Source organism: Streptomyces sp. NPDC006012 (assembly GCF_042871185.1).
In the GTDB taxonomy this organism is placed as follows: Bacteria; Actinomycetota; Actinomycetes; order Streptomycetales; family Streptomycetaceae; genus Streptomyces.
In genome coordinates this window covers 1-17,059 of sequence record NZ_JBIAIE010000053.1, presented here as the reverse complement: position 1 = coordinate 17,059, position 17,059 = coordinate 1, and the positions used below count along the sequence as shown (strand labels likewise).

10 protein-coding genes and 1 pseudogene are annotated in these 17,059 nt (G+C 68.5%); 4 read left to right on the top strand and 7 right to left on the bottom strand.

Translation table 11 applies throughout. The features are described from left to right. Positions 1-94 precede the first annotated feature (94 nt). The 3 genes and pseudogenes from ACFYPJ_RS38560 to ACFYPJ_RS38550 form a co-directional block, all read right to left on the bottom strand. Positions 95-419, bottom strand: a pseudogene (locus ACFYPJ_RS38560) (transposase); the annotation flags it as partial. 406 nt (positions 420-825) lie between these two features. After that, positions 826-1,761 (bottom strand): NADP-dependent oxidoreductase, encoded by a 936-nt coding sequence (locus ACFYPJ_RS38555; protein WP_389026738.1) that lies wholly within the window; start codon positions 1,759-1,761, stop codon positions 826-828. A 79-nt stretch (positions 1,762-1,840) separates the two neighbouring features. Continuing rightward, positions 1,841-2,590 carry a DODA-type extradiol aromatic ring-opening family dioxygenase gene (locus ACFYPJ_RS38550; protein WP_389026740.1) on the bottom strand — a complete coding sequence of 250 codons (750 nt, stop codon included), beginning with the start codon at positions 2,588-2,590 and terminating at the stop codon, positions 1,841-1,843. A gap of 230 nt (positions 2,591-2,820) precedes the next feature. On the opposite strand from ACFYPJ_RS38550, the gene ACFYPJ_RS38545 reads away from it, so the two are divergent. After that, positions 2,821-3,291: a MarR family winged helix-turn-helix transcriptional regulator gene (locus ACFYPJ_RS38545; protein ID WP_389026736.1), complete on the top strand. Its 471-nt coding sequence runs from the start codon at positions 2,821-2,823 to the stop codon at positions 3,289-3,291. Positions 3,292-3,300: 9 nt separating this feature from the next. Here the strand turns inward: ACFYPJ_RS38545 and ACFYPJ_RS38540 are convergent, their stop codons facing one another. The 3 genes from ACFYPJ_RS38540 to ACFYPJ_RS38530 all read right to left on the bottom strand — a co-directional run bounded on the left by ACFYPJ_RS38540 (position 3,301) and on the right by ACFYPJ_RS38530 (position 6,154). Further along, the gene (locus ACFYPJ_RS38540; protein ID WP_389026734.1) at positions 3,301-3,582 is read right to left on the bottom strand and encodes a hypothetical protein; all 282 of its coding nucleotides are present in this window, start codon (positions 3,580-3,582) and stop codon (positions 3,301-3,303) included. A 257-nt stretch (positions 3,583-3,839) separates the two neighbouring features. Beyond that, complete coding sequence (locus tag ACFYPJ_RS38535; protein ID WP_389026732.1) at positions 3,840-5,654, bottom strand: CocE/NonD family hydrolase; 1,815 nt, start codon at positions 5,652-5,654, stop codon at positions 3,840-3,842. Between the two features lie 266 nt (positions 5,655-5,920). Continuing rightward, positions 5,921-6,154 carry a hypothetical protein gene (locus ACFYPJ_RS38530; protein WP_389026730.1) on the bottom strand — a complete coding sequence of 78 codons (234 nt, stop codon included), beginning with the start codon at positions 6,152-6,154 and terminating at the stop codon, positions 5,921-5,923. Positions 6,155-6,524: 370 nt separating this feature from the next. On the opposite strand from ACFYPJ_RS38530, the gene ACFYPJ_RS38525 reads away from it, so the two are divergent. From ACFYPJ_RS38525 to ACFYPJ_RS38515, 3 genes are all read left to right on the top strand, one after another. Continuing rightward, the gene (locus ACFYPJ_RS38525) at positions 6,525-8,246 is read left to right on the top strand and encodes a site-specific integrase (protein ID WP_389026728.1); all 1,722 of its coding nucleotides are present in this window, start codon (positions 6,525-6,527) and stop codon (positions 8,244-8,246) included. Positions 8,247-10,435: 2,189 nt separating this feature from the next. Further along, positions 10,436-12,346 carry a hypothetical protein gene (locus tag ACFYPJ_RS38520; protein WP_389026726.1) on the top strand — a complete coding sequence of 637 codons (1,911 nt, stop codon included), beginning with the start codon at positions 10,436-10,438 and terminating at the stop codon, positions 12,344-12,346. Further along, positions 12,346-12,741, top strand: coding sequence for a hypothetical protein (locus ACFYPJ_RS38515; RefSeq protein WP_389026724.1), 396 nt, complete (start codon positions 12,346-12,348; stop codon positions 12,739-12,741). The genes ACFYPJ_RS38520 and ACFYPJ_RS38515 overlap by 1 nt, the downstream gene beginning before the upstream one ends. Before the next feature lie 242 nt (positions 12,742-12,983). On the opposite strand, the gene ACFYPJ_RS38510 is transcribed toward ACFYPJ_RS38515, so the two are convergent. After that, a complete protein-coding gene (locus tag ACFYPJ_RS38510; RefSeq protein ID WP_389026722.1) occupies positions 12,984-16,652 on the bottom strand; it encodes a helix-turn-helix domain-containing protein in 3,669 nt (1,222 codons plus the stop codon). Positions 16,653-17,059 lie beyond the last annotated feature (407 nt).

The following is a 17,059-nucleotide window of genomic DNA, read 5'->3' as shown; positions in this document are numbered from 1 at the left end:
AGGCGAGTAGACCTTCATCACCATAAAAGACGCCTCCTACCCGCCCCCTCCCGGGGTCGGGCTCAGAGGTGTCCACTCCTCGGGGACAGGTCCCGTGAGTTGTCCAGGACCGCCGGATCAGGCTGCGCACGGTGATGATTGTGTCGGCGAGGTCGAAGACGGACAGTGGCGCGACGCTCGTAGCATCGGACGAGACGGTGAAAGGCGTTCTGCCACGCGTGAGTGCGTTCCACGTGCCAACGCCGACTGGCCTGAATGGGCGCCTTCTCCCCCTTGTGTGCGATGCGTCCGTGCAGGCCGCGTTCGCTGAGCAGAGCGCGGGTGGTGTCCGAGTCGTAGCCGGCGTCCAGGTACACGGTGATGATGTCGGGCAACGGGCCGAGGCCCTCCAGACGGTCCAGAGTCGGGGCGAGCAGCGGAAGTCGTGGCGATACCCCACGGATCTCTCACGTCCAAGACAGTGGCCCTACACCCCTAAACTTCACCCACCAGCATCAACACACCCAGGCCCACTGTCACTCACCCCACTGTCCCGAAACCGAGAAATCGCACACACCGCCTGGCCTCCCCACTCGAACCGCTCACCCGGCCTCTCAATCAACCAGCAACACACCAGGCCAGCCGCCACCCCGCACACCAACAGACCCCCCCTCCGAGCGTCAAGACCAGCCGTCTGCCCCTGCAGACCGCCGGGTCAGCGGCGGCGCACTTCCTCAGCCCAGTCCCGGACCGGAGGCCGCTGCGGGTCGCGGGTGCGGTCGCCGCCGAACTTCCGGGCCGCCCACCTGCGGGAGAGCGAACGGCTGACGGCCCGGTCGGGTGTGATCAGGGAGCGAGCACGACGGTCTTGCCGGGCAGCTGCCCGGTGGCGGCGTCCTCATGCACGGCGGCCAGCTCGGCCATCGGGCGGTGGGCGGCGACGTGGAGCCGGAGCTTGCCGGCATCCACCTTGGCGACGAGCTCGGTCAGCTGGGCTCCGTCGCTGCGGACCCACAGGCTCGCGCTGCGCACCCCCCGAGCGGGGTCTTCGGGAATCGGGCCGGCCGTGCTGGCGGCGACCCCGCCGTCGGCGACGTAGTTCGTCAGCTGCGCGAGTTCCTCCGGGGAGACGCGCACATGGTTCACCACGACCTGGAACGGACCGCCCACCGCGGCCGGACCCGCGGTGAAGTCGAGGGGGCCGACGACCCGGCCCGCGCCGTAGCCGCGAAGGCGGTCGGCGTGCTGCGGCGCGTCCACCGCGGTCACGTGCGCCCCCGCGTCGACGGCGAGCTGCACCACGAGGCTGCCCACCGCGCCCCCCGCCCCGTTGACCAGGACGGTCTGACCGGGCTTCAGCTCGGCGAGCTCGAAGGCCGTCTGCCAGGCCGCCAGGCCGGTCAGCGGCAACGCTGCGGCGTCGACCAGCTCAATCGTCTGGGGTGCCGGGGCCAGGGACTCGGCCCGGGCGAGCACGTACTCGGCGGCCCCGCCGGCGGAGTCGAGGGGCAGCATCGCCACGACCCGGTCGCCGACGTCCGGGCCAGTCACGTCCGCGCCGAGTTCAGCGACGGTGCCCGCCAGGTCGATCCCCGGCACATACGGGAGAGTGATCGGGATCATCTCGGCCAGGAAACCGGCGCGGATGTGGTCGTCGACCGGGTTGAACGACGTGGCCGCCACCCGTACCAGCACCTGCCCGGTGCCGGGGACCGGACGGTCGACATCCTCGTAGCGCAGAACCTCGCTGCTGCCGAACTCGTGGAAACGTATTGCCTTCATGGCACTTTCCTCCAGGGTGTTTTGATGTCGTCGCCAACGGATGAGGCGATCAGGCGGAAGGTGAAACACGTCGGGGCACTCAGGTCAGCTGCACCGACCGGGTCGAGTTGCCCATCACCATGCGGTCGATGGCGCTCACGGCGCTGCCGGGGTCATCGGCGGCGCCGACGGCGAGCAGCAGCGGAACGAAGTGCTCGGCCGTCGGATGGGCGACCACGGCGCCGGGTGCCTTGTTGCGGTAGTCCGTGAGTGCGTCGGCATCGCCCCGGGCAAGGGCGTCAACGGCCCATTCGTCGAAGGCCGTGGTCTCGGCGGCGAGCTCCGGCCGGCGGAAGACGGCGAAGCTGTGCGTCATGAAGCCCGAGCCGAGAACGAGGATGCCTTCTTCGCGCAGGGGCCGCAGGCGTGCTCCGAGTTCGAGCAGAACGCTGGGCTCAAGGCTGGGCATCGACAGCTGCACGACCGGGACGTCCGCCGCGGGGTACATGGCCATGAGCGGGATGAAGGCACCGTGGTCGAGGCCGCGGTCGGCGCACTCGTGCACCGGCGTCCGGCCCAGCAGACCCGTGAGTCGCCGAGCCAGGTCGGTGGCGTCCGGGGTCGCGTAGGGAAGGGCCTTGTAGCGGGGGTGGAAGCCGCTGAAGTCGTAGTAGAGGGGGGTGCCGGCCGCGGCTCCGGATATCGCGACGGGTGCCCGTTCCCAGTGGGCCGAGACGACGACGATGGCCCGGGGTTTGGACATCGACTGGGCCCAGTCGAAGAGGTCGCCGAGCCACTGCGGATCGTCGAGGGTGAACGGGGCGCCGTGGCTGATGAAAAGGCTGGGCAGGGGCCCGTCGGAGGGGTTCCACACCCGCTGCTCGCGCGCCTGTGGCAGGGCCCGGGCAAGGAGTTCGTCGTACGCCGCGGCTGGTGCGCGCGACGGAAGGGGGAAAGTCAGGCTGCTCGTGGTGGTCATCAAAACCAGCTCCTTCACTTGCCGAGGCAAGTGAAAAGGTAGACCGTCAAGGGTTGCCTAGGCAAGTGATTTGAGTTGCTCAGGCAAGTATGATGGGGCTCATGGACACCCAACCCTGGCTCGACGGCGAACAGCAGGACCTGTGGCAAGCGCTGCTCACGGTCGTCATTGCCCTCCCGGCGGCCCTCGACCGCCAGCTGCAGCGAGAGGCCGGTATCTCCAACTTCGAGTACGGGGTTTTGGCCCGGCTCACCACGGCCGACGAGGCCACGATGCGGCTCAGCGACCTGGCCCGGGTCTGCGACAGCACCCAGCCCCGTCTGTCGAAGGCGATGGACCGTTTCGAAGCCCGTGACTGGGTCGTCCGCCGGCCCGACCCCGGCGACGGTCGATACACCCTCGCCACCCTGACCGACGCCGGCCGGCAGAAGCTCGTCGAGAGCGCACCGGAACACGTCGCGCAGGTGAAGCGGCTCGTGTTCGATCCGCTCAGCGCCGCTCAGCGCCGCCACTTCGGGGCCGCACTCACCCGCATCGCCGCTACCGTGCGTCGGGAGCTCGAAGGTGGCTGAGCGCCGCCCTCAAGCGGGGTCTTCCGTCGGCTCTGCGACACCGGTGATGCGGTACATGAGGAAGGTACAGACCTCGCCGACGGCGCAGTGCGGTCGTACGCCGTGACATTGCGCGTGCCCGTCGATGAGTTGTTGGGCTTCGAGTTCGTCGACTCGACCCAGGCCCGCGAGCGGATGATCCCGGTCGACGAGCAGATCCTGCTCGCCGCGCTGCGCGCCCGGCTGTCCGGCACGACCGCGCACCTGGAGAGCGGTCGGCACGTCGGTGAGGTTTCGCCGCTGGACCGCCACGACGTATATGTCCGGCCGCGGACCGGGCGGACGTGGCCTCGGTACCCGGAACCGGTACCCGCCGGTCTACCGGTGAAGCAGGCCTGGGGATGGCTGTTCGCGCCGGACGGCCGTGTGATCCTCGTCGTGGACCCCGGCAACCGGCTCAGCGCGCTCGGCAAGCCGAGGCTCCCCGGCTTGGAGGCCGGGGATGCCTGTGACCTGCTGCCTGAGTTCCGTAGTCGCCGGTCAGAACGAGTCGGCGCTGACGAGGTTGGTCAGCCGAGCGGAAGTTCCAGGACGGCTTCCTGCCCGGTCGGAGAAGTGATGGTGGTGGTGGCGCCCTGCTTGCCGGTGAACGCGTAGAGCCGGTCTCGGCTGTTTACGACGAGGGTGAGGCGGTGGCCGTCGGCGAGGTCGTAGGCGGCGGGCTGGAGCGTCCAGTCGACGGTCCGGTCCGTGCCGGTGCCCAGCTCCGTGGCGGTGAGGGGCTCGTGGGTGATGATCCGGGCGGTGCCGTCCGGGTCCACGTCGAAGAGGTAGGCGACCAGGGTCGCGGCGTCGCCCTCCTCGATGCGGACGGTGAGCCGGAGCTTGGCGGCGCCGCGGATGCGGCGTCCGCCCGCCAGTTCCTCGGTGGACCAGACCAGAAGCCGGTCCGGGTCGAAGCCGGCCGGGTCGTAGGTCTTGGGGTTGCCAAACCACTCCTTCTGCCCGGTCTCCATGATGTCGTCCATGGCGGTGGCGGTGGTCTCGTGCCCGGCGGTGAACGCTCGGCTCCAGCCCGCAGACGGCTTGTTGGACAGTGTGGCCTCGCCGTCCCCGTTGGTGCCGCTCAGGTACCAGGCCTCGGTGCCGGTGGTGGCCTCGGACCAGGAACGGAGTGATTCGCGCCGCGCTGCCTTGACGATCCGGTCGCCTCCGGCGCCGGTCGGTTTGGTCTTGTAGGTGAACATCACCTGGCTGTTGACCACCGGCCAGTCGGGCACCTCAGTGCTCTTCCCGAGCAGGTGGTGGTCGAGCCAGGCATAGGCCTCCGTCATCGGTGTCAGGTAGCTCCAGAACGGGGTGCCGCTCGACACGCCGGTGATGCCGACGCCTTCCGGGGCGCCGTGGTCGCCGATCCACAGGTTCAGGTGCTTGGGAACGGTGAGCTTCTCGAAGGTCGCGATCGCCTCACCGGCGGGGAACAGGCTCTCGTGCCAGGTGTTCGAGTAGAAGGTCGGGATGCCCCGGGCGTTGGTGATGTCCACGTAGGTCTCCGGGGACCGCACGGTGCCCCACTCCACCACCTCCTCCATGTTCTCCCCGTTCTGGAAGTTCTGGAGGATGCGCCACGTCGCCTCGTCGAACTTCTCCTTCTCCTTGCCCTTCTCGGCTCCGGTGAAGCCGATCAGCAGCTCCACGGCCTTCTCGTGCCGGGTGCCGTTGTCGTAGAGGCTGGTGGCCAGGTTGCCCCACGTGCTCAGGGCAGCCACGACGGCGACCCGGTTCTTCTCGTCGTGCGCGGCGACCAGCTGGCTGATCCCGGAACCGTAGGACAGGCCCATGAACCCGACCTTGCTCGGCGCGAACAGCCCCTCCGCGTGGTCGATCACCGCCGAACCGTCCGACCAGTCCTCCGGTCCGGCGACGTCGATGAACCCGTCGGACGTGAACGGGCCGCCCGGCTCGCCGAACCCGCGGGGCGTGTACGCCAGAACGTGGTAGCCCCGCGCCGCCAGGGAGAGGTAACCCACCATGAACGGCATCCAGCCGTACGGGTTCCACCCGGCGGGCACGATCACGACCGGGCGCGGTTCCGAGGCCTTCTGCTTGATCGCGAACGCAGAGAGACCGATCTCCTCCGTCACGGGAATACGCGGGAAGCTGACCCCGGCCTGCCGCAGAATCCGCTCCACCAGCTCCCGCAGCTCCTCGGGGAGCGTCCCGGCCGGGGCCGCGCCCTGGAGCGCCGCGAGCAGAGCCCTGGCGACGGTGAGCACCGACGGGTTGATGTCGAGGCTCGCGCCGCGCCAGATGCCGTTGGCAGCGATGTCGGCGATGGTCGCATCGGTCACCGACGCGATGGGCTCTCCGCCTTCTGTAGTCATACGAACCGCTCCGTTCTCCTGAGTCTGAACAACCAGGACGCCGACCGAGGGCGCCAGGCGGATCATGGACAGGAGCACAGACGCCGAAACGGAAAGGCAGCTGGCCGCACTCGATCGGATGGGAGAACCCCAGCCTATGGCCCCGGCCCGCTGCGCCCGCCTTGAACGGGCCGGACCGGGGCGTTGGCCTACTGCGAACAGGCCTGGCCGGGTGTGCGGCCACCGGCCAAGTCCAGTGACAGCGGCATTCCCGGCGGGACAAGGACTCATCGCTGGTTGACGGCGTTCCGCCCAGCGGGTGAATTCACCCACGGGCCCGGCACCGGAGCAGCCGAGGCGCGCTCGTCGGCGACCTGCTCTCTCGCCCGCTCAAGGACCCGCTCGGCGACGGCCAGTTCCTCCCGCTCGGCCCTCCCCCGCCAACTACTTGGCCAGCTCTTCTTCGAGTTCGTCCAGTTCCGTGCCCGCGGGGTGATCCGTTCCAGCAACTGGGGATCCACGCGCCGGATCGTAGAAGGCCGCCCGGCCACGAGCGAGCAGGAGCGAACCGTCCGACACAGTCAGACGATGTACTCCGCAGACAACCGCCGACGATCAGCGTCAGCGCCCCGAGAGCCAGTCACACCAACCCCTTGAGCCTGCAGTTGCAAGTGGGCGGAGACTCCGTGCGGTGCACTCGGTGGACGATGCACGGCACTGTCACCGGCCCGGCGCGGGCTGGGGTCATCTCCGCCCAACACGAAGTCGACTGGGAGTAGTTGCGTTAGGACAAGGATCTCTGGCTGTCTCATGTGCCATCTGAGGCGAACACCGGGAGAGCGGGAAGACCGTTAGGTTCCCTGACCTCGTGTTGTCTCAGAGGGAGTTGGGGTGGATCACTTCTTTGTGTCTCACAGCAAGGTGCGTCGGTTCTACGAGGCACCGCCGGGCGTCGATCTCGATGCGGCGGCGTACGTACAGCGGCCCGGGGCGGTGAAGGAGGGCACGCCCTTCTTCCTTGATCCCGGCATGCGTCCGGCCGAGCCGTTGTGCTCGTTCTTCCTGGAGCTGTCGAAGTCGCTCAAGGCGAAGTCGCTGGAGGACTACACGTACGACGCTTTGGACCTGGTCGACTTCCTGGGCCAGCTCCCCGTTCCGACCGACTTGGTGTCGGCCACAGAAGACGATCTGGTGGCTTACCGGGAGGACTGCACCGAGCACCGTGAGGCGCCGGACAAGCCGGCCACATGGCGAAAGCGCCGGTCGCTGATCAACAATTTCTACGACTGGGCTGTCGATGCGAGGCTGCTCGGTCAGCGGCCGTACTTTCGCCGCGGCAGCAGGCGGGACGTGCTGGCCTGGGGCGCCACGACCGAGCTGGACGTGCGTCACCTGACCTTCCGGCAGTGGCGGTTCCTCAAGCAGGTGGGCCTGCGCGGCTGTCTTCCCGACGGCCTGGTCGATCCCGCCTTCCGGGGCCGCTCCCCGCTGCGGAACAGTGCGGCTGGCGAGATGGCGATCACGACAGGGATGCGGCTGCGCGAGTTCAGCTGCCTGCTCGACATCGAGGTCGGCCCGCCGCGCCGGGACGCCTCCCCGGCTGAGGTGATGCTGCAGGCCATCGCCAAGTTCGGGCTGCCGCGGGTGGTGGCCGTCCAGCACGCGACGCTGCGAGAGATCGATCTGTATCGCCGCACTGAGCGGGCCGCGATGGTGCGGTCCTCCGTGAAGGCCCTGTACCGGCGCCGGCATGAACTGTTCGTCGTCGATGACATCGACCTGAGGCAGATGAAGCTGCGGGGCACCCTGCACGGGCGGCGACGGACCTTCCGCGTGGAGGCGATGCCCGCCGAGCTCCGCCGGGTCGCCGTCATCGAGGGAGACCTCGGCCTGGAGCCGATGGCCCTCTTCGTCGGCCGCGGCGGACGGATGCTGTCCAAGCAGCGCTGGGAACAGATCTTTGACGAGGCCCACCTGCGAAGCCTCCGGATCAGCGACGAGCACGAGGCCGAGATGGTGATGCCGGCCCGGCTGCGGATCCACGACACGCGCCATACCTTCGCGATCTACATGCTGCAGATGCTCACGCAACTGGTCCTGCGGGAGGAGTCCGAGCGGCTGGCCGCCGGCGGGCACGGCGCCTACCTCGCCGATCACCTCTCGCGGAATCCGCTGCTCATTCTGCAGCGGTTGCTGGGACACCGGCGCCCAAGCTCCACCCTTCGGTATCTCACCTACATCCGTACCACGAACCTGCTGGTCAGCCAGGCGATCGCGGAGTGGAACGACCAGGACAAGACCTACGCCGACTACGCGGCCGTGCTGGTCGGGTCGGGGCGGTCTGATGGCCCGCCGGGGAGAACGCAAGGTCCGGGTCCGCGCCGAGGTCCCGCCGCCGAGGCCCGCTTTGAACCACGCCGGGATCCGGGTGATCACCTCGGAACACCGGGGCCGGGTGCAGCGCCACAGCATCAATCCCGTGGACTACCGGTGCTCGGTGCTGGCGGCACAGCTCGCGGACGAGTGGGTGAAGATCACTCGCGCCCTGGGGATCGGCGACGGCGGTGCCAACTATGGCGGGGCTGTCAGGAAGTTTGCCGCCTTCACGGATGAGTACGTCCGGGCACTCGGCCTGAATCCGGCCGATGTCCGGCTGGATGCTGACGCGATCGACCTCGTCGAGGTGATCTATGCCTGGGAGGAGGACTTGCGCCGGGAGTTTCCGCAGTCCAAGCAGCCCTACACGCTGGTCAAGGCCCTGCTGGCCATGATCGAACAACGCGCCGCGTCCGAGGCCAGGGTCTGCGAGAACCTGAAGGCCCGGACCCAGGCGCCCACAGCCTTCCGCGCTCCGCGGGCCAAGCCGTTGGATGAGTTCACCAACGCCGAGCGCATCGCCCTGCGGGATGCGGCCCGCGCACAAGTACGAGCGACAGAGGCCCGGCTCCACCGCCGCCGCGATCTCTTGGCCGCCGGGATCGACCCCCGCGACGGCGGCTGGCGGAGTCTGCCCAACCTGCTCTGGGCCGCCCGCGCCGAAATGATCAACTCGAAGGTTCTGAAGAGGGAACTGCCCTCTGAGCCCAAGTGGTGGCCGCCGGATATCCGCGGCCTGCTGCCCGCCTGGAAGAACGACGGCAAGACCCGGCGCCCCGGTGTCCGGGCCTTGGTCCGGGCCCTGGGACGCACCATGTTCGCCGACGAGATGGATCTGCACGCCTTTCGGATCCTGCTCCTTTTGGGCATGTCCGACACGACCCCGGAGGAACTCCACGATCTGAAGGTCCCCGATATCGAGTTCGCCGACGGCGGAGTGCGGCTGGTCCAGCAGAAGAACAGGGCCGGCCGCATCCGGGCCGACCTTCACCCGGAGCAGACCGCGCGAGGGGGTGAGGAGGATCCGTACTTCGCTGGGTCGGGGGCCTGGGATGTTCCCGGCCTGCTGCGACGTTTGCTGGCGGTCACCGCCCCGGCCCGGGATGCCTTCGCCAGCGAGCCGTGGCTGTTCCTGGCAGTGGATTACCGCAAGGACACCGGCGGGCTCGGCGCCACATGCGCCGAGTTCACCCACGACCAACGGCGGTTCACGCACTGGATCGCTGTCCAACACGACAGCGAGGGTCGACCGCTGGTCATCTCCCGGCTGCACGATGTCCGGCGCCTGCGCAAGACGGCCAAGGTGGTCCGCGCGGTCGTCCTGGGCGGCTCGCTCACCGACCTGGCCGGCGACGACCACCACGTCGAGATCTACCGCGGCCACTACGCCCACGGCACGACCGCGCACATCCTGGCAGGACAGGCCATCAACCGGTCCCAGCAGTGGGTGTTCCAACGCGTCGCGCAAAAACCGGTGTTCGTCGATGCCGCCGCCGAACCCCAGTTGGAGGAGCGGGAGGTCGCCGAGTCGCTGGGGCTGAGCTCGACGGAGGCGAAGGCGATCCGCACGGGCGAGCTGGACATGGGGCTGACGCACTGCCGCAACCCTCATGACTCTCCCCACCGAAATGACGGCAAGGTGTGCCATGTCGCGCCGGCGATGTGCATGCTCTGCCGCAACGCGGTGATCTTCACGTCCCAGCTGCCGCGGCTGCTGATGCTGTCCGATCACATCGAGCGGATGCGGGCCGCGCTTCCTCCGCCCCAATGGCAGGCCGTCTGGGGCCGCCAGGCAGCCGCGCTGCAGGAAGTCTTCACCGAATGCGCAGACCTGCTTCCCGGGGCCCGTCAGCAGGTCCTTGACCTGGGACTTCGTCTTGACCTACCGCTGGGCCAGCGAACGGAGTTCGACCGATGACACCTCACCCGACGCTCAAAGTCGCCGTCTCGGCCCGCTTCCGCGACGACGAGCCGGTCTTCGGCCCCGGTTACCGGCTCGTCGCAGGCATTCCTGTCCCCCGCTTCGGCGACACCGGCTTCTGGTCCGGCGACTGCATCGGCCGCCCCGCCAACCAGCCTCCCACCCGATACAAGATCCATTTCGCGGCGGAGGACCCGCTGATCACCCTGCAGCTGCGGGAAATCGCGTTTGCCCAGTTCAACCCCACTCACCGAGTACTGCGGCAGGCGGCCATCTATCGTTCGGCCGAGCCTGTAGCCTTCCCGACAGTCAAGATGTGCAGCCAGAAACTGCGGGTGATCTTGAGATGGGGACGACGGCAGGGCCTTCCGGCGGACCCGGGCCGCTGGGCTGCGGCGTGGGCGCCGTCCGTACCCTGCGGGAACTCGCCGCAGTCGTCACCGGCGTCACGCCGTTCGACGACCCGTGGGACGAACGCTCCGCCGCCGAGATCGGACGGCAGGCCGTGCTCAACGCCACCCCGGACGACGCCGCGCTGGCCACCCCGACCATCCCACCGCAGACCTGGTGGCCCCTGATCCGCGCCGCCTGGACGTACATCCATACCTTCGCCCCCGACATCCTGCGCTGGAAGGAGCACTTCGAGCGCCTGGCCGTGGAGCTCGGCCAAGGGGCACCACCTCGTCGGCAAGTCGCCCGGACCGCCGACGACACCGATACCCAGATCACCGCCTGGCTGGCCGACCCGAGCCACCGCGTCCCGGTTCACGCCGTCAACCGGCACGGCACCAAGGCAGGCGATCCCATCTGGACCGTTCTCAGCGAGCTGATCACCGCAGGACAGCAGGACAGCATCTTCGCCACCCACAGCCGCTCACCACGCGCACGCGCCCTGGCCCGCCGAGCGGCCGTCCTCGCCGTGGTCGCCCAGGGCCGCACGCAGGCGGTCCGAGGAAAAGTCGCTGCAGCCGTCATGAATGCTCCCCGCCATTCCCCCGTCGGCACCCGCCCGTCTGCGGCTGTGATCGATGAGGAGCTCCGGCAGTGGCTGGCCCACCCGGACAACCTCGTTCCCATCCGGTCGGCCGACGACGGCGTCGGCCAGGCGGGAACGGTGATCTGGAGCACCCTCGCTCGCCTGATCTGGGGCATCCCGACCGGCGATCGCTTCACCTCGCATGCAGCGTCGGGACGGGCCCGACGCGAACGTGTCGCGGATGCCGTCGCTACAGGGCGAACCGTGGTGATGGCCGCCAACCGCTACTGGTCAATCCCACAGCCCTGCCCTAACGCCGCCCTCATCGCCTGCAAAGACGGCACGACACGTCCCTGGCGCATGCACATCACCCAGGCCGAACTGACTGTCGAGCTGCGCATGCTCAGGGCAGCCTGCTACGTCTTCGTCGCCGCGACGAGTCTCATGCGCGACTCGGAAGTACAGGAGATCCAGCGCGACGCCGTAACCACCTACTACGGGTCCCCAGCCATCAAATCTCACAAGATCAAGCACGATCCGGCCCGGCCCGAGTCGTTCTGGTGGATCATCGAGCCGGTCGCCGAGGCCATCGCCGTCGCAGAACAACTGTCATGGCACCCCACCCACCTGTTCGCCAGCCTCAAGCCACCCCGAGGCAAGAAGAACCGCGGCGATCGCGGCATCATCGCCGCCGAAGACATCGACTACTTCATCAAGCACGTCAACGCCAGCGCCGACGCCTACGGGCTGGAGACCATCCCCGACGCGCACGTCCGCTCGCACATGTTCCGGCGAACGATGTCGGCGATCACCGGGCGCGAGCCGGGCTCCGAAGTCGCACTCGGCCTGCAACTGAAGCACGCTGCCCGCCGGGCACTGGCCAACCGCACCACGCAGGGCTACGCCCAGATGGACACCCAGTGGGCCAAGGAGTTCGACCAGCAACTCGAGTACGCCGCCGCACTCCGGCTGGTCGACCTGCTCAGGGCCCGCCGGACAGGCGAGAAGGTCGCAGTCGGGCCCGGCGCCGACCGGCTGCACGCCGGCCTGGACACGGTCATCTCGACCATGAACGAGGACCCCGTCCTACGGGCGCAGATCGCCGATGAACAGGCCGAGGCAGCTCTGCTCGCCACCCAGTTCACCAACCTCCACCTGGGAACCATCAACCACTGCATGTTCGACGCCCCGCAGGCCGAATGCCAGAACGACCTGCCCGCCGATCAGCGGGGCACGGCCCCGCTGATCGGCGCCTGCCAACCCGACCGCTGCCGCAACTCAGTGATCACCCGACGACACGCCCCGATCTGGATCGCCGAGGAAGACGACCTCACAGCCAGAGCCCAGGACCCACCACCCGGCCGCGAAGCCGTCCTGATCCGACTCGCCGACGTCCAGCGCATCACCCGCGCACTTCGACACGAAGGAGTCACCTCCTGATGCCGGTATCCGCCAAGACTGCCACCAAGCTCCGCGAGGCCATGGCCCGGCTTGTGGCCGGCGAGCCCCTACACACCGACGGCGCCTTGACCAAGGAGAACCTCGCCCGAGAAGCCCAGGTCAGCCACGCCACCGTCCACCGCGCCGACGACATCCTCACCGAATGGAACGCCAAGGTCGCCCGACCCGTCCTCCGCACCCCCGGCGAGGTCGCCCGAGACGGGACCATCGCCGAACTCCGCAAACAACTTCGTGAGGCCAAAGCCGAGATCACTCAGCTCAACGGCAAACTCGACGCCCTCGCGACAGTGACCGCAAACCTCTACCACGAAAACCTGGCCCTGAAGAAGCACGACAGCCACCGAAGACTCGCCCCTCTCCCCTCCTCCGAGTGAGCACGTTCACTGACCGGGGCAGGTAGTGGAGGGCGAGGCAGGCTTGGCGGGTCGGCGCGGATCTCGTCCGCCTGCTCTGGTCTTCTGGCGTTCGTCATCGTCTCGACCGCCCTGTTCCACGCTTGGCGCGCTTCGGGAATACACCCCTGCACGGCCCGGATATCGCCGATCCGCTTCCGGAGGGTCGCCTCTTCCGCGAATGACATGAGAATTTCCACCTCGGCTCGACCTCCATCGCTTCTTCACGGGCACGGCGGCCGGTAGGCGATGTCTCCGACGTACTGCCGCCACTCCTTCTCCGTGAGGGTGTGTTTCGTGACAGCGCAGATGCGTCTGATGGCCCGGTCGGGGTTCAGCTCCCACAGCCGGGCCGTACCGTCTTCGCTGCCTGTGGCGAGGAAACGCCCGTCGGCGCTGAAGGCGACGGCGGACACGGGCTTGGAGTGCGCCGTGAGCGGATTCCCAAGGAGTGTGGGCCTACCGCTCCTCGGGATGTCCCAGAGCCGGAGGTCCTCGTCGTCGCCGGCGGTGGCGAGGGTTCGGCCGTCGGGGCCGAACGCCACTCCTCCGAAGGAGTTTGCACCGTCGTCGATGAGCAGGCCGAGACCGGTGCGGCGGTTGGCGAGCTTTGTGGGGTGGACGGGGTTTCTGGTGTCCCAGAACGAGCCCTCGTCGTAGTTCGTACTGGCGAGGACGCGTCCGTCGGAGCTGAAAGCCACGTCAGTGAAGTCGCCGGTGGTGCTGGTGAGTGGCTTGCCAAGCCGCTTGGGGCGCGTGGGGTCCCTCGTGTCCCACTGGTAGATCTCGCTCTGCTCGACGGCGGCTGCGAGCGTGTGCCCGTCGGGGCTGAAGGTCACTGACGGGATCCAGTTTCCCCCCACGCGGAGGGGAGGACCGAGGTGCTTGGGGTGGACGGGGTCGCTGGTGTCCCACAGCCAGATCCTGCCGCTGCCGGCCGTGGCGAGGACTCGGCCGCGAGGCGCGAACGCTGCAGTGACTCCCAGCACTTGGCCACCGAGGCGCCGCGGGTGCGCGAGGTCACTGACGTCCCACAGCGAGACCCCACGGGTGCTGACATCGAAGATGTCGGAGGAGTCGCTCGCTGTGACCAGAGTGGTCCCGTCAGGGCTCAGGGAGACCGCGCCGATGGGGTCTCCGTGGCCCGTCATGAAGGTGGGAGGAAGAGTCCACACGCGGACCGTGTCAGCGGCGGTGATCAGGGTATGTCCGTCGGGACCGAAATCCAGGGAGCCAACCTCGGCCTGGCCGAGCGGCTGGCCGACGGCGACAGGGCCGTCCTCGCTGGTGACGTTCCACAGGTGGACGGTATTCTCCTGCGCGGTGGCGAGGACGTATCCGTCGGGGCTGAAGGCCATCGCTGAGATGTCGTCGTGGGGTATTTGGAAAGGGCTGCCGAGGCGCTCGGGGCGGTCTGGCCGGGTGATGTTCCACATCTGGATGCTGCCCCTGAATTCCTCGCTGACGACGGTTGAGGTGGCCAGCACATGCCCACGTGGGCTGAATGCCGCATCTCGGCCAGGCAGTGACTTGCCGATGCGTGTGACATGGGCCGGTCCGTTGACGTCCCACAGTTGAACTCTCTCCCCTTCGGAGTCCGCGATGGCCAGGAGGTGCCCTGTGGGACTGAACACCGCCTCGTCACCGGGCAAGGGGCTGCCACGGCGGGGGTGGGCCGGCCGGCTGGTGTCCCACAGCTGGACTTGTGTGTCCGCGTCTTCGCCGACGTTGGCGGTGATGGCCAGTGTCCGCCCGTCGGCGCTGAAGGCAAGCGCGTTGACGTCGTCGACGGTGATGGGGGCGCTGAGCGCGGTCGGGGCGGCCGGATGTGTGACGTCCCACAGGCGGAGCACGTCCTTGGTACTCGTGCCCTTGCCGTCGACGACGACGGCGAGTATGTGTCCTCGCGCGCTGAACGCCATCAGGTCGCCGCCGATGTGACGGCCGATGCGCTTGGGCGCAGTGGGGACGGTGGCATCCCACAGTTGGATCGTGTCGTCGCTCGCCGTGGTGGCGAGGGTGTGCCCGTCCGGGCTCAGCGCGGCCGTCTGTCCCTGGTACGGGCTCGGCTTGGTGATGTCGGAGAACAGCGGAGTCGCCGTGGCGTTCACCAGGTCCGTGTAGGCCTGCGGCGACGGATGCATGCGGTAGGCAGCGATGTCCAGTTGGGCCGCAACGGACACGTTCTGGTTCTTGTACGGCGTGTCTGCGCCGCGTAACTCAGCGGCCTCGGCGGTGAGTTGTCGGGACACGGCGATGTCCCGTTGACTCCGGGCTGTGGAGCGTTGGTCGAAGGCCGTGACAGCGGCTACGGAGGCGAGCAGTACCAGGACGGCCAGGGCGGCGCTGAGGGCACGCAGACGCCGGGTGGTACGGGTGGCCGCTCGCTGTTCCTCCCGGCGTGTGTCCAGGCTCGCCGCCAGAAAGGCCCTTTCCAGGGCGGTCAGGTCCCCCGGGTCGGTGAAGGCTTCCGCCGCCACCGCCAGGCGTGTGCCGCGGTAAAGCGCGCCGGGGTCGCGGCCGAGGTTGCTCCAGGCTCGTGCAGCTTCCGTGAGTTGACGGTGCAGGCGCAACCGCTCGCGGGCTTCGTCGATCCACCACTGCAGCCGGGGCCAGCCGCTGATGAGCGCTTCATGGGCGATGTCGACCATGTTCTCGTCGAGTGTGACCAGGCGCGCCCGGGCCAGCCGGTTGAGGACGACCGCGGTGTCGGCAGGGTCACCGAAGTCGAACTCCTCCCGCTGGGCGGGCCGACGAGTATCCGGGGTTCCGGCACCGGGTGCGACCAGCCGTAGCAGAACACGGCGAGCGAGATCGGCCTGTGTCGAGGTGAGGCTCGCGTGGACGTCCTCGGCGGTGCGGGTGATGGCACCGTGCAGGCCGCCGGCCGCCTCGAATACATCCCGGGTGAGGGCGCGGCCTTTGCGGCGCCGCCAGGTTTCCAGCAGCGCATGCGACATCAGCGGCAGGGCCCCGGGTTCTGCTTCGACCTCGTTGAGAATGCGGGTCGTCAGTTCACGTTCCACGATCAGTCCGGCGGCCTGTGCGGGTTTGACGATGGCCTGGCGCAGCTCGTCGCGGCTCATCGGGCCGACGAGCACGGTGCCGTCCTGTAGGGCGGTGGTCAGGGCAGGGTGCTCGGCGCAGCGGCCGAGGAAGTCAGCGCGTACGGCGATGACGACGCGCAGTCTGCATCCGGGGTCGGCAGCGGTTAGGAGGCGGTCAATGAACTGGTCACGCTCGTCCGGGTCCTGGCAGAGGGTGTAGAGCTCTTCGAACTGGTCCACAATCAGCCACGTGTCCCCGTCGCCGTCCTTCGGGGTCAGCCGCTGTTCATGGGTGCGCAGGGGGTGCTCGCCAGGAGTGAGGAGGCGCAGTGCGGCTGGCTGTGGGGTGGCCTGGTCCGGGTTGCGGAGGCGGGGGATGAGGCCGGCGCGCAGTAGAGAGGACTTGCCGCTGCCCGACGGGCCGAACACCGAGGTGAACCGACGGACACGGGTCAGCTCGACCAGGCGGTCGGTGAGCTCGTCGCGGCCGAAGAACAGATCGGCGTCGCCCGGCTCGAAGCGGGCCAGACCCCGGTACGGAGGCTCGACGTCCTCATCCTCGGTTCGGGGTTCCGCCGCTACTTCAGCGGCCGCCTGTCGCCAACGCTCCTCCCACTCCTCCGGATCACCGCCGCACGCCCTCACGTAGGCCAGCACGACGGGCAGGGTCGGCAGCCTCTCACCACCAGCAGCCTGCGACAGGGTGCTTGTCCCCTGCCCCCCGCGCTGCGCCATCACCCGGTAGGTCGGACTCCCGGCCTCCGCCCGGAGTTTACGTAACTCGGCCGCGAACCGCGCCACCGGCCCGGTGCTGGGATCGAGTGGTCTCTCAGGACGTCCCACCATCGACAGCTCACCCTCTTCTAGCCGCCCGCTTCCCCCGTGGACGCGGCGCGAGGCCGGACAAGGTACGCAACCTCCAGGCAGGAGCGCAATCCGAAGGCGCCCCCTTTGGCCACCGCCGCAACGCCGTGCCCGCGGCCTGCAGCGAGTCCATTGTTCAGGGTGGCAGAACCGGCTGCCCATTCAATTCCCGACCCGTTGAACTCGATGTCGTGAGCCCGCCGAGGCCCGCAATGGCGGCTCCAAGCTCAGTCCGCGGGCTCGCCCCGTGAATAAGTCCATCGAGGGAAGAGGAAGTACACATGCATGCACTTAAGAGGATGTCTCATGTGGTGAGTTTCGCGAGCTTCTTGTAGCAGGTGAGGGCGGCTGCGAGGCCGAGGAAGGCGAGGAAGTGGGAGCCTTTTCGC